General features: G+C 72.9%; 23 protein-coding genes. 11 read left to right on the forward strand and 12 right to left on the reverse strand.

Going from position 1 to position 24,994, the window contains the following annotated elements; all coding sequences use genetic code 11:
- Nucleotides 1–14 precede the first annotated feature (14 nt).
- From PO879_RS10100 to PO879_RS10145, 10 genes are all read right to left on the reverse strand, one after another.
- Nucleotides 15–1,004: a trypsin-like peptidase domain-containing protein gene (locus tag PO879_RS10100; protein WP_278234775.1), complete on the reverse strand. Its 990-nt coding sequence runs from the start codon at nt 1,002–1,004 to the stop codon at nt 15–17.
- Between the two features lie 118 nt (nt 1,005–1,122).
- Complete coding sequence (gene dnaG / locus PO879_RS10105; RefSeq protein ID WP_278234776.1) at nt 1,123–3,075, reverse strand: DNA primase; 1,953 nt, start codon at nt 3,073–3,075, stop codon at nt 1,123–1,125.
- A gap of 106 nt (nt 3,076–3,181) precedes the next feature.
- Nucleotides 3,182–4,480, reverse strand: a complete 1,299-nt coding sequence (locus tag PO879_RS10110) for a deoxyguanosinetriphosphate triphosphohydrolase (RefSeq protein WP_278237505.1) — start codon at nt 4,478–4,480, stop codon at nt 3,182–3,184.
- A gap of 45 nt (nt 4,481–4,525) precedes the next feature.
- Nucleotides 4,526–5,290 (reverse strand): metallophosphoesterase family protein, encoded by a 765-nt coding sequence (locus tag PO879_RS10115; RefSeq protein WP_278234777.1) that lies wholly within the window; start codon nt 5,288–5,290, stop codon nt 4,526–4,528.
- Nucleotides 5,291–5,299: 9 nt separating this feature from the next.
- On the reverse strand, nt 5,300–5,812 hold the full coding sequence (locus PO879_RS10120; RefSeq protein ID WP_278234778.1) for a DinB family protein: 513 nt from the start codon (nt 5,810–5,812) through the stop codon (nt 5,300–5,302).
- Nucleotides 5,813–5,951: 139 nt separating this feature from the next.
- A complete protein-coding gene (locus PO879_RS10125) occupies nt 5,952–7,838 on the reverse strand; it encodes a glycoside hydrolase family 13 protein (protein ID WP_278234779.1) in 1,887 nt (628 codons plus the stop codon).
- Nucleotides 7,839–7,893: 55 nt separating this feature from the next.
- Complete coding sequence (locus PO879_RS10130) at nt 7,894–8,457, reverse strand: hypothetical protein (RefSeq protein ID WP_278234780.1); 564 nt, start codon at nt 8,455–8,457, stop codon at nt 7,894–7,896.
- 55 nt (nt 8,458–8,512) lie between these two features.
- Nucleotides 8,513–9,418 (reverse strand): sugar ABC transporter permease, encoded by a 906-nt coding sequence (locus tag PO879_RS10135; RefSeq protein ID WP_278234781.1) that lies wholly within the window; start codon nt 9,416–9,418, stop codon nt 8,513–8,515.
- Nucleotide 9,419: 1 nt separating this feature from the next.
- Nucleotides 9,420–11,063 carry an ABC transporter permease subunit gene (locus PO879_RS10140; RefSeq protein WP_278234782.1) on the reverse strand — a complete coding sequence of 548 codons (1,644 nt, stop codon included), beginning with the start codon at nt 11,061–11,063 and terminating at the stop codon, nt 9,420–9,422.
- Between the two features lie 68 nt (nt 11,064–11,131).
- Nucleotides 11,132–12,388, reverse strand: coding sequence for a maltose ABC transporter substrate-binding protein (locus PO879_RS10145; protein ID WP_278234783.1), 1,257 nt, complete (start codon nt 12,386–12,388; stop codon nt 11,132–11,134).
- Between the two features lie 199 nt (nt 12,389–12,587).
- Between PO879_RS10145 and PO879_RS10150 the strand changes: the two genes are divergently transcribed.
- The 5 genes from PO879_RS10150 to PO879_RS10170 all read left to right on the forward strand — a co-directional run bounded on the left by PO879_RS10150 (nt 12,588) and on the right by PO879_RS10170 (nt 18,215).
- The gene (locus PO879_RS10150; RefSeq protein WP_278234784.1) at nt 12,588–13,610 is read left to right on the forward strand and encodes a LacI family DNA-binding transcriptional regulator; all 1,023 of its coding nucleotides are present in this window, start codon (nt 12,588–12,590) and stop codon (nt 13,608–13,610) included.
- Nucleotides 13,611–13,770: 160 nt separating this feature from the next.
- A complete protein-coding gene (locus PO879_RS10155) occupies nt 13,771–15,549 on the forward strand; it encodes a glycoside hydrolase family 13 protein (RefSeq protein WP_278234785.1) in 1,779 nt (592 codons plus the stop codon).
- A gap of 142 nt (nt 15,550–15,691) precedes the next feature.
- Complete coding sequence (locus PO879_RS10160) at nt 15,692–16,315, forward strand: hypothetical protein (RefSeq protein ID WP_278234786.1); 624 nt, start codon at nt 15,692–15,694, stop codon at nt 16,313–16,315.
- Nucleotides 16,316–16,422: 107 nt separating this feature from the next.
- The gene (locus PO879_RS10165) at nt 16,423–16,983 is read left to right on the forward strand and encodes a copper chaperone PCu(A)C (protein WP_278234787.1); all 561 of its coding nucleotides are present in this window, start codon (nt 16,423–16,425) and stop codon (nt 16,981–16,983) included.
- On the forward strand, nt 16,983–18,215 hold the full coding sequence (locus PO879_RS10170) for a Dyp-type peroxidase (protein WP_278234788.1): 1,233 nt from the start codon (nt 16,983–16,985) through the stop codon (nt 18,213–18,215). Before PO879_RS10165 ends, PO879_RS10170 begins: the two co-directional genes overlap by 1 nt.
- An 81-nt stretch (nt 18,216–18,296) precedes the next feature.
- Here PO879_RS10170 and dusB read toward each other — a convergent pair whose 3' ends face one another.
- Nucleotides 18,297–19,547, reverse strand: coding sequence for a tRNA dihydrouridine synthase DusB (dusB, locus tag PO879_RS10175; RefSeq protein ID WP_278234789.1), 1,251 nt, complete (start codon nt 19,545–19,547; stop codon nt 18,297–18,299).
- Between the two features lie 130 nt (nt 19,548–19,677).
- On the opposite strand from dusB, the gene PO879_RS10180 reads away from it, so the two are divergent.
- Both PO879_RS10180 and PO879_RS10185 read left to right on the forward strand, forming a co-directional pair.
- Complete coding sequence (locus PO879_RS10180) at nt 19,678–19,833, forward strand: hypothetical protein (RefSeq protein ID WP_278234790.1); 156 nt, start codon at nt 19,678–19,680, stop codon at nt 19,831–19,833.
- 116 nt (nt 19,834–19,949) lie between these two features.
- Nucleotides 19,950–20,093: a hypothetical protein gene (locus tag PO879_RS10185; RefSeq protein WP_278234791.1), complete on the forward strand. Its 144-nt coding sequence runs from the start codon at nt 19,950–19,952 to the stop codon at nt 20,091–20,093.
- A gap of 108 nt (nt 20,094–20,201) precedes the next feature.
- Here the strand turns inward: PO879_RS10185 and PO879_RS10190 are convergent, their stop codons facing one another.
- Complete coding sequence (locus PO879_RS10190; RefSeq protein ID WP_278234792.1) at nt 20,202–21,596, reverse strand: glycine--tRNA ligase; 1,395 nt, start codon at nt 21,594–21,596, stop codon at nt 20,202–20,204.
- Nucleotides 21,597–21,831: 235 nt separating this feature from the next.
- On the opposite strand from PO879_RS10190, the gene PO879_RS10195 reads away from it, so the two are divergent.
- Genes PO879_RS10195 through PO879_RS10210 form a run of 4 tightly spaced genes read left to right on the forward strand, consistent with a single transcriptional unit; the run spans nt 21,832 to nt 24,975 of the window.
- Nucleotides 21,832–22,839, forward strand: a complete 1,008-nt coding sequence (locus PO879_RS10195) for a zinc ABC transporter substrate-binding protein (RefSeq protein WP_278234793.1) — start codon at nt 21,832–21,834, stop codon at nt 22,837–22,839.
- Complete coding sequence (locus tag PO879_RS10200; RefSeq protein WP_278234794.1) at nt 22,836–23,642, forward strand: metal ABC transporter ATP-binding protein; 807 nt, start codon at nt 22,836–22,838, stop codon at nt 23,640–23,642. Before PO879_RS10195 ends, PO879_RS10200 begins: the two co-directional genes overlap by 4 nt.
- On the forward strand, nt 23,639–24,568 hold the full coding sequence (locus PO879_RS10205) for a metal ABC transporter permease (protein WP_278234795.1): 930 nt from the start codon (nt 23,639–23,641) through the stop codon (nt 24,566–24,568). The genes PO879_RS10200 and PO879_RS10205 overlap by 4 nt, the downstream gene beginning before the upstream one ends.
- Nucleotides 24,565–24,975 carry a Fur family transcriptional regulator gene (locus PO879_RS10210; protein WP_278234796.1) on the forward strand — a complete coding sequence of 137 codons (411 nt, stop codon included), beginning with the start codon at nt 24,565–24,567 and terminating at the stop codon, nt 24,973–24,975. Before PO879_RS10205 ends, PO879_RS10210 begins: the two co-directional genes overlap by 4 nt.
- Nucleotides 24,976–24,994: the final 19 nt, after the last annotated feature.

Genomic DNA, 24,994 nt, shown 5'->3' on the forward strand with positions numbered 1-24,994 from the left:
GCCGCGCACGACGGTCACGGCCAGAGGCGCACCCCGAGCAGCCGCTGCACGTAGGCGATCGGGTTGAGGATCGTCGCCGTGCTCGACCCCGCGAACAGCAGCCCCACCGGGTTGTTCTGCAGGTCCAGCACGAGCGACCCGGAGTCGCCGCCGGCGGACATGTCCGTGGTGACGATCTGGCGACCGAACTTGGCCACCTTGCCCCCGCCGTAGTTGACGTTCACCGTGGCGTTGAGCGCGGTCACCCGGCCCGTGGTGAAGTGCGTGGTCCGCCCGGTCTTCTTCAGCACCATCCCGACCTGCGCCGCCTTGACCAGCGACTGCGGGTACCCGGTCCAGTAGATGTCCCGGTCGATGGTGTCGAAGGGGACCTCGGCGATCGCCGCGTCGACCAGGTTCGTCGTCCCGTCGAACTTGATCGGCACGTACCGTGCGAGGCGCCCGATCACGTCCGCCGGGAAGGTGCCGCCGTCGAACGCCCCCGGCTGGATGATCGGGTCGCCGATCTTGGCGTCGTTCGAGTTGGCGAGCACGTGGTTGTTGCTCAGCGCGTAGTAGCGCGGCGGCTTGCCGGGCACCGTGCCGCGCAGGTCGTAGGCCCCGGCACCGAGCGTGCCGGCCGTGACCTTCAGGTGCCCGATGCTGTAGCCGGGCCGCGCCGGGCGCACCCGCGTGGCCAGCTTCTGGACGCCCACCTCGGCGGCGGGCTCGGCGTCCCCACCCGCCTGCAGGACGCCGACCTCCATCAGGTCGGTCGGCTTGCCGCCGATGGTCTTGGGCACCGGCTTGCCGGACAGCAGCTCGGGCGGCAGCTTCTGCTCGACCAGCACCATGACGCTGGGCTTGTCCGTCTGGACCCCGCCGGTGATCTTGTAGCCGAGGCCGACCCCCACCACGTTCTCGGTGGCCAGCAGGTCGTCCTCGGCCGCGTCGCGCGTCGGGGCGACGGCGGAGAACGCCTCCGGTACGTCGGCCTCGACGTCGAACAGCTCGTCGTCGTGCATGGTTCCTCCCCCACGGGGAGACCGGAACGCCGGTCCGGGCGGGCCGCGACACCGCTCCGGCACCCCTGCCAGGAGGGAGCCGGCGCGCGGACGACCCGATACGGGGCCCGCGGGTGAATCAGGCGCTCTCGCGCAGCTCGCGCCGTTCCTTCTCGATCGCGACGAGCTCCTCGAACGCCGCCCGGTAGGCGTCCGGGTCGGCCTGGGCGTCGAGCCGCTGCACGCGGCTCTTGGCGTCGGCGATGCGGCGGGTCAGGCCCAGGTCAGCGACCTTGCGCACGACGTCGGCCACGAACGCGGCGATGGCGCTCTCGCGGTCCTCGGGCACCGGCGCCACGGCGAGCTCGGTGACCAGCGGCGAGACGGCGTCGCCGGCCTCCTCGACGACGGTCTCCACCCAACGGTTGCCGCCCAGGCCGGCCCCGGTGCGCACTCCCCCGGCGGCACGGATCGCCGCGTGCACGGCCCGCCACGCGGGGGTGGCGAAGGCGTCCGGGCCGAGGTCGTCGAACGTGACCGGCACGTGCTGCGGGTACTGCAGCACGACGACCAGGGCGAGCCGTTCGATGCGCGCCACCGGGTCGGCCGGGTCGGGGGCGCTGAGGACGGGACCGGCCACAGGCCCGTCCGACGGCGTCTCGACGGCGCGCTCGGGACGTGCGGTGCGCTCGTCCCGGCGTCGGGCCGGCCCCGGTGTGCTGTGCGCCCTGCCCACCTCGCGGCGGACCTCGTCGGTGTCGATGCCGATCCAGCGGGCCAGCAGCCGGGCGTAGCCGAGCTGCATGGACCGGTCGCGGATGCCGGCGACCATCGGCGCCGCCGCCCGCAGCGCGTTGACGCGACCCTCGACCGTGTCGAGGTCGAAGCCGTCGAGGGTGGTGCGGATGACGAACTCGAACAGCGGCACACGGGTGTCCACCAGCGTGCGCACCGCGTCGGGGCCGCGCTCCATGCGCAGGTCGCACGGGTCCATGCCGCTGGGCTCGACGGCGACGAACGTCTGGGCGTGGAAGCGCTGGTCCTCGCCGAAGGCCCGCATGGCGGCCTTCTGACCGGCGGCGTCGCCGTCGAACGTGAAGATGATCTCCCCGCCGAGCGACGCGCCGGAGGCGAGCTGCAGTCCGCCGCCCGCGGTGGTGTCGCCGAGCAGGCGGCGCACGACCTTGGCGTGCTCGGCGCCGAACGCGGTGCCGCAGGTCGCCACCGCCGTGTCCACGCCGGACAGGTGCGCGGCCATGACGTCGGTGTACCCCTCGACGATGACGACCCGCTTGTTCTGGGCGATCGCGCGCTTGGCCAGGTCGATCCCGTAGAGGACCTGCGCCTTCTTGTACAGGGTCGTCTCGGGGGTGTTGAGGTACTTGGGGCCGGGGTCGTCGTCGAAGAGCTTGCGCGCCCCGAACCCGATGACGGCGCCGGTCACGTCCCGGATCGGCCACACGAGCCGTCCGCGGAACCGGTCGTAGATCCCGCGCTGCCCCTGGCTGACCAGCCCCGAGGCGACGAGCTCGGGCTGGGTGAACCCGCGGCTCTGCAGGTGCCGCAGCAGCGCGTCCCACCCGGTCGGGGCGTACCCGAGACCGAACGTCTCGGCGTCGGCCCGCTCGAAGCTGCGCTCGGCGAGGAACGCCCGGGCCGCCTGCGCACCGGGCGCGAAGAGCTGCTCGGCGTAGAACGCGGCGGCGACGCGGTGGGCCTCGAGCAGGCGCTGGCGACGGCCGGGCTCCTCGCGCGGCCCCCGCTGGGCGGCGGCGCCGGTGCGGGAGTCCTCGTAGTGCAGCTCGACGCCGACCTTGTCGGCGAGGTACTCGACGGCGTCGGTGAACCCCATCCCGTCGATCTTCTGCACGAACGAGATGACGTCGCCGCCCTCGCCGCAGCCGAAGCAGTGCCAGCGGCCCACGCCCGGCCGGACGTGGAAGGAGGGGGTGCGCTCGTCGTGGAACGGGCACAGGCCCTTCATCGAGCCGACGCCGGCGGACTTGAGGGTGACGTGCTGGCCGACGATCTCGTCGATGCGCGCGCGGTCGCGGACGGCGTCCACGTCGTCGCGCTTGATCAGGCCTGCCACGGGCGCGAGTCTATGCCCCTGCACGCCCCTGCGTTGTGGGCAGGAGATCTGCAGCCCCGGACCGGTCCGGAGCTGCAGATCTCATGCCCACGACCGAGGGGAGGTCTCAGTCGTCGCCGCGCACCAGCCGGCCGTGCATCTGGACCGCCGAGACGTCCGTCAGCGAGGCCACCTGGTCCACCACGACGCGCAGTCGGGCGGCGTCGTCGGACGCCGCCCGCCAGTCCGCGGCGAACTGGGGCTCGAGCGCCACCGGGGCGCGGTCCGCGAGCACCTTGACCAGGTCGGCGACGATCTCGCGCTGGGCCGCGTACAGCGGCTCGGACTCCCGCGGCGCCATGACGTAGGTGACGGCCACGCCCTTGAGCGCCAGGATCTCGTCGGCCGTCTCGGGCGGGACGACGAGCTGCGCCGAGTACCGGGTCAGCGGCCCCTCGCCGTACACCTCGCGGGTGGCCCGCTGGGCCGCGCCGCTGAACCGGCCGATGAGCTGGCTGGTGGCGTCCTTGAGCCCGGCCAGGGCACCGCGCGACCCGTCGAAGTCGGTCACGAGGTAGCCCGTGTCCCGCAGCCGGCACAGGGCCGCGTCGAGGGCGTCAGCGTCGTGCCAGGCGCCGTACCAGGACCGCACGTGCTCGACGATGCGGGCCCGCTCGGCCTCGTCGTCGAGCACTCGCAGGTCCAGGCGGCTGCCCACCACGGCGTCCTCGACGTCGTGCACGGAGTAGCTGATGTCGTCGGCGAGGTCCATGACCTGCGCCTCCATGCAGCGCACCATGGACTGCGGTGCGCCGCGGCGCAGCCACGCGAAGACGGGGGCGTCGTCGGGGTAGACGCCGAACTTGCCGGTACGGGACCCGTCCGGCCGCGGCGGGCCCTCGTGGAGCCGCCACGGGTACTTCACCGAGGCGTCCAGCGAGGCCCGCGTGAGGTTCAGGCCGCGCGGGGCGCCGTCGGCGTCGAGGATCTTGGGCTCGAGCCGGGTCAGCAGGCGCAGGGTCTGGGCGTTGCCCTCGAACCCGCCGATCTCCGCCGCGAGCTCGGCCAGCACCCGCTCGCCGTTGTGCCCGAACGGCGGGTGGCCCAGGTCGTGCGTGAGGCAGGCGGTGTCGACCAGGTCCGGGTCGCAGCCCAGCGCCCGGCCCATCTCCCGCCCGACCTGGGCCACCTCGAGCGAGTGCGTCAGCCGGGTCCGCACGAAGTCGTCGCTGCCCGGCGTGAGCACCTGGGTCTTGGCACCGAGGCGCCGCAGGCCCGAGGAGTGCACCACACGGGCACGGTCGCGCTCGAACGGGGTGCGGTCCTTGGACTTGGGCGGTTCGGCGGCCCACCGCTCGGTGTCGGCGTCGGTGTACGACGCCGGACCTTCCTCGCCGGGGGCAGGACGGGGTCCGGTGCCGACCACGTCCGGGTCGAAGGCCTCCTGCGAGAACGTCTGCACGAGGGCAGCCTACCGAGCGCCGCCCACGGGCTCGACGGCCGACAGCCCGCGGTAGACGGCGGTCCGCAGCTCCTGCGCCCAGGCGGCGTACTGCGGCATGTCCGCCTCACGGGCGACGGCCAGCTCGGCCTCCACGTCGTAGGACAGACGGACGACCTGCAGGCCGAAGGGCGCCGGGTCCTGTCCGGGGACCCCCTCGAGGACCACGTAGGCCGCCGAGGGTTCGTCGAGCGCGTTGCCGACGCTGCCGGCGTTGAAGAGGGTGCGCCCGCGCCGGGTGCGCTGGTAGGCGGCGTGGACGTCGCCGTAGCCGACCAGGTCGGGTTCCGGCCCCGGTCCCGTGAGGTCCGTGGCGGCGAACATCCCGGCGAACTCCTCGCGGGTATGGTCGACGTGGACCCGCGTGTGCACACTCGTCGCCGAGGCGTGGAAGAGCCGGATCCGCCGCCCGGAGAGCTGCAGGTCGTGGCACAGCGGCCGGCGGCGGATCAGCTCGCGCTGTTCGGGGCGCAGCTCGTCGCGCCACCAGACCATCTCGTCGGGCCCGTCGTCGGCGATCGCCGGCAGGAAGTCGTCCCAGTTGCCGCGGACGTTGACCTCGCAGACCTGCTCCGTGCGGTCCACGACGGCGCGGCCGCGCGGCCCCTTGCCCACGTCGTCGCCCAGGTTCAGGATCCGGGTGATCCCGCGGCGCTCGATGTCCGCCAGGACCGCCTCCAGGGCGGTGAGGTTGCCGTGGACGTCGGACAGGATCGCGATCTGCTCGGTGGCCACGCGTCGATGCTACGCGCGCCCGGTGCGCTCGAGGACGCCGCGGACGTACGCGATCTGCGCCGCGTGCTCCAGGGAGTCGTTCGCGACGCTCACGAGCCGCGCCCCGCGGGTGACCGGCGGGTCCCAGGCGTCGTCGACCACCTCGTCGAGGTCGTCGTCGGTCAGCCCGGCGAGCACGTCGAGCGACTCCGCGGCGACCGCGTCCACGTAGCCCAGCAGCAGCTCGCCCGGCGCGCGGACCCTCGCGACGTCGTCGGAGGTGTGCCCGTAGCCGGTGTCGTGCAGGCCGAACGGCAGGTCGAACCGGTCCGCCCAGCCACGCGAGTACACCTGGTCGCGGCCGACGACGTCGGCGACCTGGACGTCCTGGTCGCGGCCGATGTGCCAGGTGAGCCACGCGATCGTGTTCGCCGCCGGGTCGAGCCGCTCGACGAGCGCGGCGTCGCCGAGCCCGTCGACCGCGCGGTGCACCGTGGGCGCGATCCGGGAGTACAGGTCCTGCAGCACCGCGACGCCGTGCATCGTTCCTCCGTCGGTCGGGGTCGGTGGTCCCGCTGCCCACCGTGCCCCGGACCGCCGGCCGGCGCGACCGGGCCCCGTGACGGACCTCCCGGTCAGGCATCGGCCACCCGATGCCTGACCGACGGCGCCGTCATGGGGCTCAGAACAGGCGGAAGACGCCGACGGCCGGGCCGTCGCCGGAGATCGTCAGACCGTCCGGGCCGACGGCGAGACCCACCTCGCCGTACAGCCGCTCCGGCTCGCCGCCGGGAACCAGCAGACGCCCCGGCAGCACCGCGCCGGCCCACGGGGCACGGGCGAGCACGACCAGGACGCGCTCGGTCGGCGACTCGCGCAGGAACACGACCGCGTCGTCCTCCACGACCGCCCAGCGCAGGCCACCCTGCCGCAGGGCGTCCGACCCGCGCCGCACCGCCGACAGCCGGCGGTACCGCTCCAGCGTCCCGGCGTCCCAGCGCGGACCGCCGCCGCGAGCGCCCTGGTCCCAGGCCATGGTGGTCCGGGCGTGCTCGCCGTTGTCGCCGGTGGCGCCGACCTCGTCCCCGGCGAACACGACGGGCGTGCCCGGGTAGGTGAACAGCAGCGTGGCGGCCACCTCGGTCAGCTCGTCCGAGCCGACGGCGGTGCGCAGCCGCGGCGTGTCGTGGGAGCCGAGCATGTTCCACTGCGCCGCCGTGACGGACCACGGCACCGCGGCGTCGAACTCGCGCATCGCGTCCACCATGGCTCCGCCGGGCCGACGGGTGCCCGCCACGGGCAGCCCGTGCGCCCCGGCCGGTGACCCCTCGGTCGCCAGCCAGGACCAGGCGGGCCGGGTGAACCCGGTGTAGTTCATGTTGGCGTGCCAGCCCCCGGCGCGCAGGTCGGCCCCGGCGTCGTGGAAGTGCTCGGCGATCAACGCGCCGTCGGGGCGCTCGCGCTCGACGGCGGCCCGCAGCTCGCGCGAGACGGCGTGCGTGCGGTCCTCGCTCCCCCACCGGCCGGTCATGTTGGCGACGTCGACCCGCCACCCGTCGAGCGCGAACGGCGGACGCAGGTACCGGCCGATCGGGGCATCGGGGCCGGTGACCATGCGGTGCCAGGTCTCGGGGGCGGCCCAGTCGAGCTTGGGCAGGGAGCCGAACCCGAGCCAGCTCGCGTAGCCCTCCCCGGAGGCGGTGGTGGCCACGTCGGTGTTGTCCGACGCCGGGTCGGCCCACACGTACATGCCGTGCTCGGGCGAGGCGGGGTCGGCGAGCGCGGCGGCGAACCACTCGTGCCCCTCGCCGGTGTGGTTGGTGGTGATGTCGCCCATCAGCCGCATCCCACGGGCGTGCACGGCCTCGGAGAGCCGGGCGTAGGCCTCGTCGCCACCGAGCAGCGGGTCCACCTCGGCGAACGTCGAGGCGTCGTAGCGGTGGTTGGAGCGACCCGGGAACACCGGCGTGAGGTAGACGGTGCCGACGCCGAGCGCGGCGAGGTGGTCGAGGTGCTCGACGACGCCGTCCAGGTCGCCGCCGTAGTACTGGGTGCCGGCGAGCACGCCGGTCCCGGCCGGCTCGTCGTCCCAGGCGGCGGGCACGGCCCAGTCGGGCGTCGGCCGTCCGTCCGCGGCGCCGGACCGGGCGAACCGGTCGGGGAAGATCTGGTACACGAGCCCGTCGCCCAGCCACGACGGGGCCGGGGCGTGCGTGGTCAGCCGGAAGTCGCCGTCGTCGGACACGTCCCGGTCGTGCACGCCCCGGCCGTCGAGCCACCGGTAGCCGCCGGGTCCGTCGAGCAGGAACCGGTACGGGGTGACGGGGTTGTGGACCACGACCTCGCCGGTGAACCACTGCTCGGCGTCCGTGCCGCCGTCGGGCACGGCCTCGGAGAGACGCGGCTCGCCGTCGCGCACGGACCGCACCCAGACCCGCTCGACGCCGGAGGCCCGGGGCACGCGGACGCGCACGGGCACCGCGTCGCCGAGCGCCGGCGTGCCCGGGGGCACGTGCACGGCCGAGCCGTCGTGGTGGGGCAGGTCGAGCAGGTGCGGTGCGTGCGTCATGCGGTCCTCTCGGTCGGCGGCCGCCCGCCGCCGACCGAGCCGGCGCACGGCTCGTTCAGCGGCGGCGACCGATCGCCCACCCGGCGGCGAGCGCGATCGCGATCCCGACGACCTGTCCGCCGAGGATCGCCTTGTTCAGGTCGAGCACGGGCTGCCAGCGCGTGCCCGCGGAGCCGACGACGTAGACGCCGAGCGGCTTGACGTGCAGGCCGTAGCCGCCACCGCCGCCACCGCCCTCGCCCGAGCCCTCGCCGTGCAGCTCGCCGTGGGCCTCGCCCCGGGTCTCCCCGGACGCGTCCCCGGCGTCGGACCCGTCACCGTCGCCCTCGCCGTCGGCAGCCTCGGTGGCCTCGGCGCCGCGGTGGAAGGACGTCGACCATCCGGCCAGGTGGCCGGACCCCTTGCCCGAGCCGGTCCCCTCCCCGGACCCGTTGCCCGAGGTGGCGCCCGCTCCCCCGCCCGAGCCGGTGCCGATGCCGCCCCACACCCGGGCCACCGGGATGATGAGCTGGCCGTCGTGCTCGTACGGTTCGCCGTACGCGCGGCGCACGGTGAACGAGTCGTCGGCGGCGGCGGTGAGCCGCCCCAGGTCCGGGCTGTAGCTGCGCGTCTCGGTCATGCCGACCAGGCTAGGGCGCAGGTGTGAGGCCCGCCACAGGCGACGGGCCTGTTCATCATCCCTTCACGGAGCCGGCCGTCAGTCCGCCGACGATGTACTTCTGCAGGAACAGGAACAGCACGAGGATCGGGATCGTGGAGATCACCGCGCCGGCGGCGAACAGTCCCCAGTTGGCCTCGAGCAGGCTGGAGACCCACGAGTAGAGGCCCACGGCGAGCGTCCAGTTGGCCTCCGACTGCAGGAGCACGCGGGCGATGACGAACTCGCCGAAGGTGGCGATGATCGACAGCAGCGCCACGACCGCGAGGATCGGGGTCACCAGTCGCAGGATGATCGTCCAGTACGTCTGGGCGTGCGTGGCGCCGTCGATCTTGGCCGCCTCGTCCAGCTCGCGCGGGATCGTGTTGAAGAACCCGTACATGAGGAACGTGTTCACGCCCAGCGCGCCGCCGAGGTACACGCAGATGAGCGCGACCCGGGAGTTCAGGCCGAGCGCCGGAACCACCTCGCCGAGGCTGATGAGCAGCAGGAAGATCGCGACGAACGCGAGCATCTGCGGGAACATCTGGAGGATCAGCAGCGTCGTCAGGCCCACGCGGCGCCCGGTGAAGCGGAACCGGCTGAAGGCGTACGCCGCGGCGGCGCCCATGAGCACGGTGCCGATCGAGGTGGCGACGGCGATCAGCACCGAGTTGGCGAACCACGACCAGTACACCGTGTCGGCCAGCCGGGCGTAGTTCTCCGTGCTGAACGAGTCGAAGAGCTGGTTGGACCCGGTCAGGGTGCCGCTCTCGGCCACGGAGGCCGACAGGACGTACACGATCGGGAAGGCGGCGTAGACGACGAACAGGACGCCGACGACGTGCCGCCAGCCGAGCTCGGAGAACCAGCGGCCCGCCGTCCTGCGACGGGTCGGCGTCGACGGGGTGCGGACCGCGGGGGCGGTCGAGGTGGCAGTCATGTCAGTTGATCTCCTCGAGCGAGCGGGTCCGCTTGAAGGCGATGGCCGAGATCGTCGCGATGATCACGAAGATGACGATGGACAGCGCGCTGGCCAGGCCGAAGTCCTTCGGGGCGTTCCCGTCCAGACCGGCCACGGAGTAGACCATCGTGATCATGATGTCGGTGTGCCCCAGCGGCACCGAGGCGTCCTCGAACCGTGGTCCGCCGCCGGTGAGCATGTAGATCAGGGCGAAGTTGTTGAAGTTGAACGCGAAGCTCGAGATGAGCAGCGGGGTTGTGGAGACCAGCAGCAGCGGCATGACGACCGAGCGCCAGGTGCGCAGCCGGCCGGCGCCGTCGATCTTCGCGGCCTCGAGCACGTCGGTGGGCAGCGACTGCAGCGCACCGGTGCAGATGAGGAACATGTAGGGGAACCCGAGCCACAGGTTGACCCCGATGATCGACAGCTTGGCCAGCCACGGGTCGGTCAGCCACGGGACGGCGGCGCCTCCGAGCAGCACCTGGTTGACGAACCCGAAGCTGCGGTTGAGCAGGCCGGACCACAGCAGCGGGGCGACGAACCCGGGGATGGCGTACGGCAGGATCAGCAGCGTGCGGTAGATCTTGCGCCCGCGCATCGGGGTGTTGAAGACCGTGGCCAGGAACATCCCGAGCAGGAACGTCGTGGCCACCGAGGCGAAGGCGAAGACGAACGTCCACACCACGACCTGGAGGAACGGCCCGGAGTAGCGCGAGTCGGAGAACGCGGTGGTGAAGTTGTCGAACCCGACGAACACGCGCCAGCCGACGTTGAGCGTGGAGCCGTCCGCGGCCTCGAACTGTCCCTCGTCGTTGGGCGTGTAGACGGTGCCGGTGGTGGTGTCCGTCATCGTGTCCGCGGCCTCGTCGTACACGAGCGTGGACTCGTAGACGTAGCCGGTACGGGCGTCCTGGGTGCGCACCGACCCGGCACCCGGGTCGTCCGAGACCGGGACCCGCAGGTCGGTGACCTCGCCCTGACGGGCGAGCACCTCGGCCCGGTCGAGGACCTCCCAGCCGTCGACGGCGGTGATCCGGCCCTCGGCGACGGTGGCGTCGACGGCGGACAGCGGCGCCTCGGCGTCGCCGACGGTGGCCGTGCCGTCGGGCTGCACGACGGCGAACCCGAGCTCCTCGCCGTCGGCGACGACGGTCAGGGGCAGCGCGGGCGACCCCTCGACGCGCCGCTCGTTCTGGATGAGCAGGGCGGCGACGGCGTCGTCCTTGGTGGAGTTGTGGCCGTCGCCGTAGTTCGTGAACGCCACCCAGCCGGTGTAGCCGATGGTGAAGATCTGGAACGTGAACAGGAAGATCAGACCGGGCAGCACGTACTTCAGCGGCACCGTGCGACGCGAGAAGTACACCCAGTTCGCCACGGCGAGCATGACGAGCATGGCGCCGAGGATGATCCACGACTCGGCCAGCCACGCGGACCAGAGCACGTAGACGCCGAACGCGTTCGCGACGGCCATGAGGGCGAGCTTGGCGAGGAACCCGGCGCCGTAGCGGCCGGCGGGTGACTCGTCGCGACGGCCGAGGCGACGTCGGCGGGTGGAGTCGGGCGGGGCGGGAGCGTCACCCGGCGCCTCGTCCGAGGCGGTGCGGGTCTGCTGCAGGTCTGTCATCGAGGAGCCTTCCGGGATCGCGCGACGGGCCGTGGTCGCACCACGGCCCGTCGCGAGAGGTCAGGACGTCAGGAGTCGAGCGCGCCCTCGATGTCCGAGATCATCTTGCTCCAGGCCTCGGCCGGGTCGGCCGAGCCGGAGATGATGTTGGCCTCGGTGACGCCCCAGAAGGCCCACACCGAACCCATCTCGGGGATGGACGGCATCGGCACGGCCTCGGCGCCGACCTCGCGGAAGCCCGCCACGATCGGGTCCGACGACGCGGCGTCGGCGGCGGCGGTGAGCGCCGGCGGGCGGCCGCCGGCCTCGAACAGCGCGGTCTGGGCGTCCTGCGTGGACAGGAAGTTCACGAGGAAGTCGTTGGCCAGCAGGGCGTTCTCGCTCTGGGCGCTGACGTAGAAGCCCTGGACGCCCACGAACGGCTGGGCGGCCTGGTCACCGGCGGCGGGGACCGGGTCGATCGCGAGGTCCAGGTCGGCGAACTGCTCGAGCATCCACGGACCGCCCACGATGAACGGCGACTGGCCCTTGGCGAAGGCCTCGACCGCGATGTCGTAGGTGATGTCGGTGGTCAGCGTGCCGGCCTCGCCCTGCTCGGCGAGCCACTGGGCGTAGGCGTCACCGGCCTCACCGCCCATGGCGAGCTCCGGGGAGTACGAGCCGTCCTCGTTCTGCTCGAACACCGGGGCGCCGAACGACGTCTGGAACGGGTAGTACGTGTACGGGTCGCCCTCGGTCCCGGTCTGGATGAGGAACGGGTACTTGGTGTCGGCGTCCTCGCCCATCGAGATTGCGTCGTCCCACGTGGCGGGCGCGGTGTCGGCCAGCTCGGTGTTCCGGATCAGGGCGATGTTCTCGATCGCGTACGGCAGGCCGTAGACGGCGCCGTCGGCGGTGAAGGCCTCGACCGCGACGTCCTCGAACTCCTCGGCGGTGGCACCGAGCTCGACCGGGGCGACGACGCCGTTGGTGATGAGCTCGCCCAGCCAGTCGTGCGCGCCGACGGTGACGTCGGGGCCCTCGCCGGTGGGGACCTGGGCGATGAAGTCGGAGCGGATGTCCTCGAAGTTCTTCAGGACGATCTCGACCTCGGCCCCGGTCTCGGTCTCGAACGCCTCGGCGGCGGACTCGACGGCGCTCTCGCGCGTCTCGTCGACCCACACGGTCAGCGAGCCGGTCGCCATGTCCTCGCCGGCGTCGGTGGCCTCGGCCGTGCTCTCGTCGGTGGTGTCCTCGGCGGCGTCACCGGCGTCGTCGGCCGACCCGCAGGCCGACAGGGCGAGAGTGGTGACCAGGGCGGACGCGATAAGGATGCTCCGTCGCATCGGGATCTCCCAGCTTCTTTCGGGGGTGGTGGCCCGTGGGCAATGCACGCCGGTGGGCCCTGCTGGGGACGAATCTAGAGCAGGATGTTCGCGATTTGCAAGATCTTGCAATAACGTTTCTGCAAACGACGATCCAGGAAGCGTCCGAACCGCGGTCGCCCGAGGACGAGGAGGTCCCGTGTCCCTTACGATCGCAGGCGTGCGCACCCGACTGAGCGACCTGGCCGACCAGGCCGGGGTCTCCACCGCGACGGTGTCGCGCGTGCTCAACGGCAAGCCCGGTGTCGCCAGCTCCACCCGCCAGGCCGTCCTGGCGGCCCTGGACGTGCTCGGCTACGAGCGCCCGTCGGCGCTGGCCGGCCGGTCGGCCGGCCTCGTCGGCCTCGTGGTGCCCGAGCTCACCAACCCCGTCTTCCCGGCGTTCGCCCAGGCGGTGGAGTCGATCCTGGCGCAGCGAGGCTACACGCCGCTGCTGTGCACCCAGGCCCCGGGAGGGACCACCGAGGACGAGTACGTCTCGACCCTCGTGGACCACTCGGTCGACGGCATCATCTTCATCTCCGGCCTGCACGCGGACACCCGCGCCAGCCACGCGCGCTACGAGCTGCTGCGCGGCCAGGGCGTGCCGATCGTGCTCGTCAACGGCTACGCGCCGGGCATCGACGCCCCGTTCATCTCCCCCGACGACGCCGAGAGCATCGACGTGGCGGTCCAGCACCTGGTCACGCTGGGTCACCGCCGCATCGGGCTCGCCATCGGACCCGAGCGGTACGTGCCCGCCCAGCGCAAGGTCGCGGCGTTCTCCGCGGCCCTGGTCCGGCACGGCCTGGCGTCCGACGAGGCCGCGGCCCGCTCGCACGCCATCAACACGCTGTACACCCTCGAGGGCGGCCAGGCCGCCGCGGCCGACCTGTTCGCGTCGGGCCACACCGCCGTCGTCTGCGGCTCGGACATCATGGCGCTCGGCGCGGTCCGCGCCGCGAGGGCCCAGGGCCTGGACGTGCCCGGGGACGTGTCGGTGGTGGGCTACGACGACGCCCCGCTCATCGCCTTCACGGAACCGCCGCTGACCACGGTCCGCCAGCCGGTGGACGCCATGGCCAACGCGGCCGTCAGCGCGCTGCTGACCGAGATCGGCGGCGACCGCGCCCCCCGCACGGAGCTGCTCTTCTCCCCCGAGCTGGTCGTGCGCGGTTCCACCGGCCCCGCGCCCCGCGACTGACCGCCCGTCAGACCGCCCGGCGAGGGTTGCCACCGCGACGGACCCGTCGCAGGCTGGGACGCGCCACCGACGCGTCCAGGACGGCCCTCGCAGCAAGAAACTTGCAGCAACGCTTACACTCGATCGCCGTACCCGCCACCGACCACAGCTGAGGACCCTCATGGCCACCACCGAGCCGACCATCCCGACACCGGAGCGCCTCGCCGCGGGCGCCACGGTCCACGTCGGGTCCGAGACCGCCCGCGAATGGTGGCGGGACGCCGTCATCTACCAGGTCTACCCGCGCTCGTTCGCCGACGGCAACGGGGACGGCATCGGCGACATCCCCGGCATCACGGCACGCCTCGACCACCTCCAGACCCTCGGCGTCGACGCCGTCTGGCTCTCACCCTTCTACCGCTCGCCGCAGAACGACGCCGGGTACGACGTCGCCGACTACCGCGACGTCGACCCGCTGTTCGGCACCCTCGCCGACTTCGACGCGATGCTCGCCGGCGCCCACGCGCGCGGCATGCGCGTCGTCGTCGACCTCGTGCCGAACCACACCTCCGACCAGCACGTCTGGTTCCAGGCGGCACTGGCCTCCGCCCCGGGGTCCCCGGAGCGCGCGCGCTACATCTTCCGCGACGGCCGCGGGCCGGGCGGCGACGAGCCGCCGAACAACTGGCAGTCCATCTTCGGCGGCCCCGCCTGGACCCGGCTCGAGGCCTCGAGCACGGCCGACGGTGATGCCTACGACGAGCCCAGCCCGCAGTGGTACCTGCACCTGTTCGACTCCACCCAGCCCGACCTCGACTGGAACCACCCCGAGGTGCGCACCGAGTTCACCGACGTGCTGCGGTTCTGGCTGGACAAGGGCGTCGACGGCTTCCGCGTCGACGTCGCCCACGGCCTGGTCAAGGCCGACGGGCTGCCCGACTGGCACGGGCACGTGTCGATGGTCGACGGCGGCACCTCCGACGAGGCCGACCCCGGTGCCCCGGAGGACGGCTCGACCGGCGCCGGCAACCAGGGCCCGATGTTCGACCAGGACGGCGTGCACGAGATCTACCGCACCTGGCACGACGTGCTCGCCGAGTACGACGGCGACCGCTGCCTGGTCGCCGAGGCCTGGGTGGAGCCGCTGTCCCGCCTGGCCCGGTACGTGCGCCCGGACGAGATGCACCAGGCGTTCAACTTCTCGTTCCTCACCACCGGCTGGGACGCCGCCGCGCTGCGTCGCGTCGTCGCGGCGTCGTACGAGGCCAACGACGAGGTCGGCGCACCCACCACCTGGGTGCTGTCCAACCACGACGTCGTCCGCCACGTCACGCGGCTCGGCCTGCCCGACGTCGGGGTGCGGCCGAACGGCGTCTTCGCCACCGACCCGCAGCCCGACGAGGAGCTGGGGCTGCGCCGCGGCCGCGCCGCCACGCTGCTCATGCTCGGCCTGCCCGGCTCGGCGTACCTCTACCAGGGCGAGGAGCTCGGCCTGCCCGAGCACACCACGATGCCGAACGACGTGCGGCAGGACCCGGCACACTTCCGCACCGAGGGCGCCGAGGCCGGCCGCGACGGCTGCCGCGTGCCCCTGCCCTGGGCGGCCGACGCCGAGGGCTTCGGTTTCGGCCCGTCCGGCGAGCCCTGGCTGCCCCAGCCCGACTCCTACGCGCGCTACGCGGCGGACGTCCAGTACGGCGTCGAGGGCTCGACCTTCGAGCTGTACCGGGCCGCCCTGGCGACCCGGCGCGCCGAGGGCCTCGGGCACGGCAGCCTGACCTGGCTGGCGGCGTTCGAGGACTCGGCCGACGTCGTCGCGTTCCGCAACGGCGACGTCGTCGTGCTGGCCAACCTCGGCACCGCACCGGTGGCGCTGCCCGACGGCGCGACCGCGCTGCTGGCCTCGGGCCCGGTGGACGGCGAGCTGCCCGCCGACACCACCGTGTGGCTGCGCGCCTGACCCTCGCCCTCCGCCCTCCGCCCTCCGCCCCCGGCATCCGCTGTGGGCGTGAAATATGCAGGTCTGGATCGGTCCAGACCTGCATATTTCATGCCCACAGCACGCGACGGCGGGCCGGCGAGCATGTCATAGGCTGCTGGCGATGAGTACCACCGGGTCGTCGCGCCAGGTCCGCGTGCTGCGCGGCACCCTGGTGGCGACCCTGACCACCGGCGTCGCGCTGGCGTCGCACGTCGCCGGCGGCGGCTCCGTGCCCGGCTGGCTCGGTGTCGCCGCCCCCTGGGCGCTGTCCCTGTGGCTGTCCACGCTGCTGGCGGGTCGCCGGGTCGCGCGCTGGCGGACGACCGCGTCGGTCGTCGTCGGCCAGGTGCTCTTCCACACGCTGTTCGTGCTCGGCACCCCGACCGAGGCGGCCTACCCGTCCGGCCCGCACGCCGGGCACGCCGTGCTCGCGCCCTTCACGCCGTCGGCGACCACCGTCGACCTGATCCAGGCCGACGCCCGCATGTGGCTCTGGCACGTGGCGGCCGCTGCCGCGACGGTCGCCCTGCTCTTCCGGGGCGAGCTGTTCCTGCTCCGGCTGCGACGGGCCGCCACGACGGTCGCAGCACGGCTCGCACCCCGCTGGGTCGACCCGGCGGCCGTGGGGTACGAGGCCCCCGCCGTCCGGACCCTCGTGCCGGCCCGACGCCGCACGTCGAGCCTCCCCCGCCCCGAGCTGCGACCTCTGCAGCGCCGTGGACCCCCCGCCCTCTCCGCGCTCTGAACCCTTCCCCCGGGTCCGTCGAGCGACGGGCCCCGGACGCGCCGCGCCCGCACGCCATGGGCGGTGCCGCGCAGCGCGCCGACCCCAGAGACCTGAGAGGCACACCTGTGACCACCCGACGCACCACCACCACGCTCGCCCTGCTGCTCGCTGCCGGCTCCCTCGGCCTGGCGGGCTGCTCCACCGACGACGCCGCGGCCGAGGCGACCTCGACCGGGACCCCGACGACCGCCGCCGACGCGGTGTCGATCCAGGACGCCTGGGTCAAGGCGGCCGACGAGGGCATGACCGCCGGGTTCGGCGAGATCACCAACGGCGGCGAGGACGAGCTGACCATCGTGGCGGCCTCCACCGGGGCCGCGGCGATGATCGAGCTGCACGAGACCGCCGCCGACTCCTCCGGCGAGATGTCCATGACCGAGGTCGAGGGCGGCTTCGTCGTCCCCGCCGGGGACACGCTGATTCTGGAGCCCGGCGGGCACCACCTCATGCTCATGGACCTGGCGGATCCGATCCAGGCCGGCGACGAGGTGACGTTCACCCTGACCTTCGCCGACGACTCGACGACCGAGCTCACCGCGACGGTCAAGGACTTCACCGGCGCCGAGGAGAGCTACGAGGGCGACGACCCCGACGGGGACCACGACACGGAGCACGAGGACTCCTGATGGCGGCGTCCGACGAGGGCGCCCGCGGCCGGTCCGGTTCGACCCGGCGGCAGTTCCTCCTCGGAGGGGCTGCCGCCGGGTTCGGCGCGGTCGCCGCGCTGGGCGCCGAGCACGTCCTGGACCGGCCCGGGGCAGCGGCGCAGGACGCCCCCGTGCCGGTGCACGGCACCGAGACGGTCCCGTTCCACGGCGTCCACCAGGCCGGCATCACCACCGACGCCCAGGCGTACGCCACGTTCGTCGCCCTGGACCTGCACGACGACGTCGACCGCGAGGCGCTGGGACGCCTCATGCGGATCCTGTCCGACGACGCCGCCCGGCTGACCCAGGGCGAGGCGGCGCTGGCGGACACCGAGCCCGAGCTCGCGGTGGCGCCCGCACGGCTGACGGTCACCTTCGGGTTCGGCCCCCGGTTCGTCGAGCGGGCCCGGGGTGCCGCGCCGTCGTGGCTCCACCCCCTGCCCGCGTTCGAGATCGACCGGCTCGAACCCGGCTTCAGCGACGGTGACCTGCTGCTGCAGGTGACCGCGGACGACCAGCTCACCGTGTCCCACGCGACACGGATGCTGCTCAAGGACGCCCGCGGTTTCGCCGACGTGCGCTGGACGCAGCGCGGGTTCCGCCGCGCCCACGGGTCGGTCGCCCCCGGCACGACGATGCGGAACCTGTTCGGCCAGGTGGACGGCACCGCCAACCCGGTGCCGGGCACGGCCGACTTCGACGAGGTCGTGTGGGTCACCGAGGGCTGGATGGCCGGCGGCACGAGCGCCGTCGTGCGCCGCATCCACATGGACCTCGACGAGTGGGACACGGTCGGTCGGGCCGGACGGGAGCAGTCGGTGGGCCGCACCCAGGCCACCGGCGCCCCGCTGACCGGGACCCGGGAGCACGACGAGCCCGACTTCGCCGCGCGGACCGACGCGGGCTTCTCCGTGATCCCGGAGTTCTCGCACCTGCGGCGGGCCCGCGGAGTCGACGAGGGTCGCCACGACCGGATCTTCCGGCGCGGCTACAACTACGACGACGCCCCGAGCGGGGACCACGTGTCGGACGCGGGGCTGATCTTCGCGTGCTTCCAGGCCGACGTGGACGAGCAGTTCACGCCGATGCAGCGCAGGCTCGCCGAGCTCGACCTGCTGAACCGGTGGACGACGCCGATCGGGTCGTCCGTGTTCGCGATCCCGCCGGGGTGCGAGCCGGGCGGGTTCGTCGGCGACACCCTGCTCTCGTAGCCGTTGTGGGCATGAAATCTGCAGGTCTGGACCGGTCCAGACCTGCGGATTTCATGCCCACAACGAAAGAGGGGCGGTCGGTCAACCGCCGGAGACGCTGAGCTCGGCCTCGCGCAGCTTCGCCTCGAACTCCGCGTCGAGCTCGCGCGAGTCCAGCCAGCCGTAGGGCAGGTGCGGCTTCTTCGGGCTGCCGGCGCGGCCGCGCGGCCCCTCGGCCTCCTCGCCCGGGTACGGCAAAGAGAGGTCGAGGCCGTCCAGCCGATCGCGCAGCTCGGCGAGGGTGGAGATCATCGCCAGCCCGCGGCGGGCGTCTCCCCCGACGGGGTACCCCTTGAGGTACCAGGCCATGTGCTTGCGCAGGTCGCGCATGCCCTTGTCCTCGTCGCCGTCGTAGTAGGCGATCATCAGCTCGCCGTGGCGGTAGATCGTGTCCGCGACCTCCCGCAGGCCCGGCCGGACCCGCAGGTCGGAGCCGTGGAACGCGGCGGCGAGGTCGGCGAACAGCCACGGGCGGCCCTGGCAGCCCCGGCCGACGACGACGCCGTCCGCGCCGGTCTCGCGCACCATGCGCACGGCGTCCTCGGCGGCCCAGACGTCGCCGTTGCCGAGCACAGGGATGGTGCGCACCTCCTCCTTGAGCCGCGCGATCGCGGTCCAGTCGGCGGTGCCGGAGTAGTGCTGCGCGGCGGTGCGCGCGTGCAGCGCGACGGCGGCGGCGCCGAGCGACTCGGCCGTCCGGCCGGCCTCGAGGTAGGTCAGGTGGTCGTCGTCGATGCCCTTGCGCATCTTGACCGTCACCGGCAGACCGTACGGCTCGGCGGCGTCCACGGCGGCGCGCACGATGCCGGTGAAGAGCTCACGCTTCCACGGCACCGCCGCGCCGCCGCCCCTGCGCGTCACCTTGGGAACCGGGCAGCCGAAGTTCAGGTCGATGTGGTCGGCGCGGTCCTCGCCGGCGATGATCCGCACGGCCTCGCCCACCGTGGCCGGGTCGACGCCGTAGACCTGCGCCGACCGCGGCGTCTCGTCCTCGCCGAAGGTGACGATGCGCAGCGCCTCGGTGTTGCGCTCCACCAGCGCGCGCGAGGTCACCATCTCCGCGACGTACAGGCCCGGGTCGAACCCGGTCGACTCCCCGGCCTGACGGCACAGGGTGCGGAAGGCCCGGTTCGTCACGCCCGCCATGGGGGCCAGCACCACCGGGGTGTCCACGGTGATCGGACCGATCTGCAGCGGCGGGAGCACACGGGTGTCCGACGCCGGAGCGTCCGTGGCGGGCGCGGGCTGCGGCGTCGTGCGGGTCGGGTCGAGCGTGGAAGTCACGCCCGCCATTGTCCCATCGGGACCGCACCGCGCGCTGTGACGCCGACGACGTGGCGCCCGTCACCATCCGGCGCTCTCGGGTCGCACCGACCGATCCCCGCTGACATGGTGGCGCGAGCCCCCGAACGAAAGGAAACGCATGGCACTCTGGCTCATCCTCATCATCGCCGGGCTCGTCTCGCTCGTCCTCGGCCTGGTCGGCCTCGGCCAGTTCTTCGTCTGGGCCGGCGTCATCGCCATGGTGGTGGGCGTCGTGCTCGTGGTCGTCGGCAAGGGGAACCGCAAGGTCGGATGACGGTCGGGCGGCGCGGACACCCGTCCTCTCCGCCCCGAACATGCGGTCCGTCCCGCTTCGTGACAAGGTCACGTGATGCGCGGCAGGACCTGCCGCCCTCAACGAAGGAGGTCAACGTGCCCCTCTGGCTCATTCTCATCATCATCGGTGTCGTGCTGCTGGTCCTCGGGCTCACCGGCATCGCAGAGTTCCTGCTCTGGGTCGGTGTCGCCGTGCTGGTCGTCAGCCTGGTCCTGGCCCTGGTGAGACGAGCGAAATGACGTCCTGAGCACCCGGCGACCTCGCCGGACCCGCTGACGCGGGACACGCAGAACGGGGGCCGTCCCACCAGGACGGCCCCCGTTCGTGCGTCGGCGCAGCGATGCGGGTCAGGAGACCCCGGGCATCTTCTCCGCGAGGTAGCCGGCGACCTTGTCCAGGGAGACGCGCTCCTGGCTCATCGTGTCGCGGTCGCGGATCGTCACGGCCTGGTCGTCGAGGGTGTCGAAGTCGACGGTGACGCAGTACGGCGTGCCGATCTCGTCCTGGCGGCGGTACCGCTTGCCGATCGCCTGGGTGACGTCGTGGTCGACGTTCCAGTACTGCCGCAGGTCCGCGGCGAGCTTCTCGGCCGTGGGCAGCAGCTCGGAGCTCTTGGACAGCGGCAGCACCGCGGCCTTGACCGGAGCGAGGCGCTTGTCCAGGCGCAGCACGGTGCGCTTGTCGACGCCGCCCTTGGTGTTGGGCGCCTCGTCCTCGGCGTAGGCCTCGACGAGGAAGGCCATGAGCGAGCGGGTCAGGCCGGCGGCCGGCTCGATGACGTACGGGAAGTACTTCTCGTTGGTCACCGGGTCGCGGTACTGCAGGTCCTTGCCCGAGTGCTCGGCGTGCGTCGACAGGTCGAAGTCGGTGCGGTTGGCGATGCCCTCGAGCTCGCCCCACTCGCTGCCGGTGAAGCCGAAGCGGTACTCGATGTCCACCGTGCGGGTGGAGTAGTGCGAGAGCTTCTCCTGCGGGTGCTCGTACAGGCGCAGGTTCTCCGGGTCGATGCCCAGGCCCGTGTACCAGGCCATGCGGGTGTCGATCCAGTACTGGTGCCACTCGGCGTCGGAGCCCGGCTCGACGAAGTACTCCATCTCCATCTGCTCGAACTCGCGCGTGCGGAAGATGAAGTTGCCCGGCGTGATCTCGTTGCGGAACGACTTGCCGATCTGGGCGATGCCGAACGGCGGCTTCTGCCGGGCCGCGGCGGCGACGTTGGCGAAGTTCACGAAGATGCCCTGGGCCGTCTCCGGGCGGAGGTAGTGCCGGCCCGACTCGTCCTCGACCGGGCCGAGGTAGGTCTTGAGCATCATGTTGAAGTCGCGCGGCTCGGTCCACTCGCCGCGGGTGCCGCAGTTCGGGCAGGCGATCTCGGCGAGGCCGCCCTCGGGCTCGCGGCCCTTGCGCTCGGTGAACTCCTCGATCATCTGGTCCTCGCGGAACCGCTTGTGGCAGCTCAGGCACTCGGTCAGCGGGTCGGTGAAGGCGCCCAGGTGACCGGAGGCCTGCCAGACCGGCGTCGGCAGGATGACCGACGAGTCCAGCCCGACGACGTCGGGACGACGCGTCATGGCCTTCCACCACTGCTTCTTGATGTTCTCCTTGAGCTCGACGCCCAGGGGGCCGTAGTCCCACGCGGAGCGGGTCCCGCCGTAGATCTCGCCGGACTGGAAGACGAATCCTCGGCGCTTGGCGAGGGAGACGACGGCGTCGAGCTTGGCGGTCGCGGACGGTGCTGCCACGGATCACTCCTGGGTGTCGACCCCGCAGGTGGCTCCGGCGGGGCGTACGTTCACGGTGGGGTTCGGTGCCACGACGGGCACCGGTGGTCCAGCGTACCGGTCGGTGCCGCACCCCCGCCGGGACGCTCACGGGTGCGTGCGCCGCGCAGCCTGCGGAGCACGCCGGCGGTAGCGTGACTCACGTCGCACCCGACAGCTTTGACTTTCATTCTCAACAAGGTCGAGAATCGTTCTCATGAACCGTCGTGCCACGCTCGGCCTCGCCGCCGCGCTCCCCCTGAGCCTCGTCCTGACCGCCTGCGCCACCGACAGCGGCGGCAGCGACGACGCAGGGGCCGACGGCGTGCAGGTCCTCGCCTCGTTCTACCCGCTGCAGTACGTGGCCGAGCAGGTCGGCGGCGACCTCGTCAGCGTCGACAACCTCACGCCCCCCGCGGCGGACCCGCACGACCTCGAGCTGGCGCCCGCCCAGGTGCGCGAGCTCGGCGAGGCCTCCCTCGTCGTCTACCTGTCGGGCTTCCAGCCCGCCGTGGACGAGGGCGTGGAGGCACGTTCGCCGGAGCACGTCGTCGACGCCGCGGACGTCGTCACGCTGGAGGAGAACCCCGGGACCGTCCTGCACATGGACGAGGTCGACGAGGAGGGCCACGAGGGCGAGACGGCCGAGGAGCACGCCGAGCACGCCGAGGAGGGCGAGGACGACCACGACCACGGCGCCCTCGACCCGCACTTCTGGCTCGACCCCACCCTGCTGGAGCCGGTCGCCGACGCCGTCGCCACCGAGCTCTCCGCGGCGGACCCGGACAACGCCGAGACCTACGCGGCCAACGCCGAGGCGCTGAAGTCCACCCTGGACGACCTCGACGCCGAGTTCGCCACCGCGCTGGAGCCCTGCGCCGGCGAGACGCTCGTGACGAGCCACGCCGCGTTCGGGTACCTCGCCGAGCGCTACGGCCTGACCCAGATCGGCATCGCGGCGATCGACCCGGAGGCCGAGCCCTCCCCCGCGCGCCTGCGCGAGATCGGCGAGGTCGTCGCGGACAACGACGTGCAGACGATCTTCACCGAGACCCTCACCAGCCCCAAGGTCGCCGAGACCCTCGCCGACGACCTCGGCGTCGCCACCGCCGTGCTCGACCCGCTCGAGGGCCTGTCCACGGAGGACCTCGACGCCGGAGCGGACTACGTTGCTGTCATGGACGAGAACCTGGTGACGATCACCGACGGCCTGGGGTGCGCATGACGGCTCCGGCCATCGACGTCCGCGACCTCCACGTCCACCTGGGCGCCAGCCACGTGCTGCGCGGGGTCGACCTGCGCGTGGACCACGGCGAGGTCGTCGCGCTGCTCGGCGCCAACGGGTCGGGCAAGTCCACCCTGGTGCGGACCGTCGTCGGCGTGCTGGAGCCGACCCGCGGCGAGGTGGACCTGCTGGGCCACCGGCTCGGCGACGACGTGCCCTGGCAGCGCGTGGGCTACGTGCCGCAGCGCGTGAGCGCAGCTGCCGGCGTCCCGTCGACCGCGGCCGAGGTCGTCGCCTCCGGGCTCCTGCACGGCCGCCGGCTCGCCCTGCCGCGCGGATGGCGCCGTCTGGCACGCGAGGCGCTGGAGCAGGTCGGCCTGGCCGACCGCGCCGACCACGCCACGGGCCAGCTCTCCGGCGGCCAGCAGCAGCGGGTCCTCATCGCCCGCGCGCTGGTCCGCAAGCCGGAGCTGCTCGTCCTGGACGAGCCGGTCGCCGGCGTGGACCGGCCCAGCCAGGAGGCGTTCGCCGCCACCATGGCCCGCCTGGTCGACGACGGCCTGACGGTCCTCGTCGTGCTGCACGAGCTCGGCGAGCTCGCCGGCCTCATCAGCCGCGCCGTCGTCCTGCGGCACGGACAGGTCGTGCACGACGGCGCTCCTCCGCGCCCGCACGCCGAGCACGGGTCGCGCGAGCACGAGCACGTCCACCCCCACACCTCCGAGGTACCGGTCGTCGGCGCCCACGACGTCGGGCTCTCCGACGGCCCGCTGCTGACCGGCGAGCAGGAGGCCCGCCCATGAGCGAGATCGCGTCCATGCTCACCGACCCCCTCATGCAGCGCGCCCTGCTGGCCGCCCTGCTCGTCGGGGCTGCCGCCCCGGTGGTCGGCACCTACCTCGTCCAGCGCCGTCTCGCCCTGCTCGGCGACGGCATCGGCCACGTCGCGCTGACCGGCGTGGCCCTCGGCTGGCTCGTCGGCTCGGCCATGGGCCTGGTCCCCAACGACGTGCTCGCCATCCCCGGCGCGGTGGTGGCCGCCGTCGTCGGCTCCGTCCTCATCGAGGTGGTCCGGCGGCGCGGGCGCACCTCGGGCGACCTCGCCCTGGCCATCATGTTCTACGGGGGCATCGCCGGCGGCGTCCTCATCATCACCGTCGCCGGCGGCTCGTCGGGCAGCCTCATGGCCTACCTGTTCGGGTCGATCTCGACGGTCACCACCACCGACCTGATCCTCACCGTGGTGCTGTGCCTGGTGATCCTCGCCGTCGGCGTCGGGCTGCGTCCGGCGCTGTTCTCGGTGAGCCACGACGAGGAGTTCGCCGTCTCCTCCGGCCTGCCGGTGTGGGCGCTCAACATGGCCGTGGCCGTCCTCGCCGCGCTGACCGTCACGGTCGCGATGCGGGTGGTCGGGCTGTTGCTCGTCTCCGCCCTGATGATCGTGCCGGTCGCGATCGGCCAGCTCGTGACGCACTCGTTCCGCCGCACCATGGGCGTGGGCTCCGTGGTCGGGGTCGTCGTGTGCGTGACCGGCCTGAGCATCAGCTACTGGTACCCGCTCTCCCCCGGCGCCCTCATCGTGGTGCTCGCCATCGGCGTCTACGCCGTCGTGGCGGGACTGCACCCGCTCCTCGCACGCCGCCGCCCCGCCGGCGACCCGCACCCGGACATCCCCGACGACGTCCAGGTTGCCCCCCGGGCACCCGCGGACGCAGACTGCACACCATGAACCAGCCGCTGCGCATGACCAAGCAGCGGGCCGCCGTCGCCGAGGTCCTGGACGCCAGCGACGAGTTCCGCAGCGCGCAGCAGCTCCACGAGCTGCTGCGCGACCGCGGCGACACCGTCGGGCTCGCCACCGTGTACCGCACCCTGCAGGCCCTGGCCGACGGCGGGGACGTGGACGTGCTGCGCACGGACGACGGCGAGGCGCTCTACCGGCGCTGCGCACGCGCCGAGCACCACCACCACCTGGTGTGCCGCTCCTGCGGGCGCGCGGTGGAGATCGACGGCCCCACGGTCGAGGCCTGGGCGGCCGAGGTCGGGGCGTCCCAGGGCTTCTCCGACATCGAGCACACGATCGAGCTCTGGGGCACCTGCGCCCAGTGCCGCGCGAACGTGACGAAGTCGAGTTAGGTCAGGCATACCTTCCTCG

It is taken from the genome of Isoptericola sp. AK164, from assembly GCF_029643425.1.
GTDB lineage: Bacteria > Actinomycetota > Actinomycetes > Actinomycetales > Cellulomonadaceae > Isoptericola > Isoptericola haloaureus.

Coding starts and splice junctions, on each gene's coding strand:
- PO879_RS10100 (WP_278234775.1), bottom strand. CDS start 1,004: ATGCACGACGACGAGCTGTTCGACGTCGAGGCCGACGTACCGGAGGCG.
- PO879_RS10120 (WP_278234778.1), bottom strand. CDS start 5,812: ATGCACGGCGTCGCGGTGCTGCAGGACCTGTACTCCCGGATCGCGCCC.
- PO879_RS10125 (WP_278234779.1), bottom strand. CDS start 7,838: ATGACGCACGCACCGCACCTGCTCGACCTGCCCCACCACGACGGCTCG.
- PO879_RS10130 (WP_278234780.1), bottom strand. CDS start 8,457: ATGACCGAGACGCGCAGCTACAGCCCGGACCTGGGGCGGCTCACCGCC.
- PO879_RS10135 (WP_278234781.1), bottom strand. CDS start 9,418: ATGACTGCCACCTCGACCGCCCCCGCGGTCCGCACCCCGTCGACGCCG.
- PO879_RS10140 (WP_278234782.1), bottom strand. CDS start 11,063: ATGACAGACCTGCAGCAGACCCGCACCGCCTCGGACGAGGCGCCGGGT.
- PO879_RS10145 (WP_278234783.1), bottom strand. CDS start 12,388: ATGCGACGGAGCATCCTTATCGCGTCCGCCCTGGTCACCACTCTCGCC.
- PO879_RS10155 (WP_278234785.1), top strand. CDS start 13,771: ATGGCCACCACCGAGCCGACCATCCCGACACCGGAGCGCCTCGCCGCG.
- PO879_RS10160 (WP_278234786.1), top strand. CDS start 15,692: ATGAGTACCACCGGGTCGTCGCGCCAGGTCCGCGTGCTGCGCGGCACC.
- PO879_RS10170 (WP_278234788.1), top strand. CDS start 16,983: ATGGCGGCGTCCGACGAGGGCGCCCGCGGCCGGTCCGGTTCGACCCGG.
- dusB (WP_278234789.1), bottom strand. CDS start 19,547: ATGGCGGGCGTGACTTCCACGCTCGACCCGACCCGCACGACGCCGCAG.
- PO879_RS10180 (WP_278234790.1), top strand. CDS start 19,678: ATGGCACTCTGGCTCATCCTCATCATCGCCGGGCTCGTCTCGCTCGTC.
- PO879_RS10195 (WP_278234793.1), top strand. CDS start 21,832: ATGAACCGTCGTGCCACGCTCGGCCTCGCCGCCGCGCTCCCCCTGAGC.
- PO879_RS10200 (WP_278234794.1), top strand. CDS start 22,836: ATGACGGCTCCGGCCATCGACGTCCGCGACCTCCACGTCCACCTGGGC.
- PO879_RS10205 (WP_278234795.1), top strand. CDS start 23,639: ATGAGCGAGATCGCGTCCATGCTCACCGACCCCCTCATGCAGCGCGCC.
- PO879_RS10210 (WP_278234796.1), top strand. CDS start 24,565: ATGAACCAGCCGCTGCGCATGACCAAGCAGCGGGCCGCCGTCGCCGAG.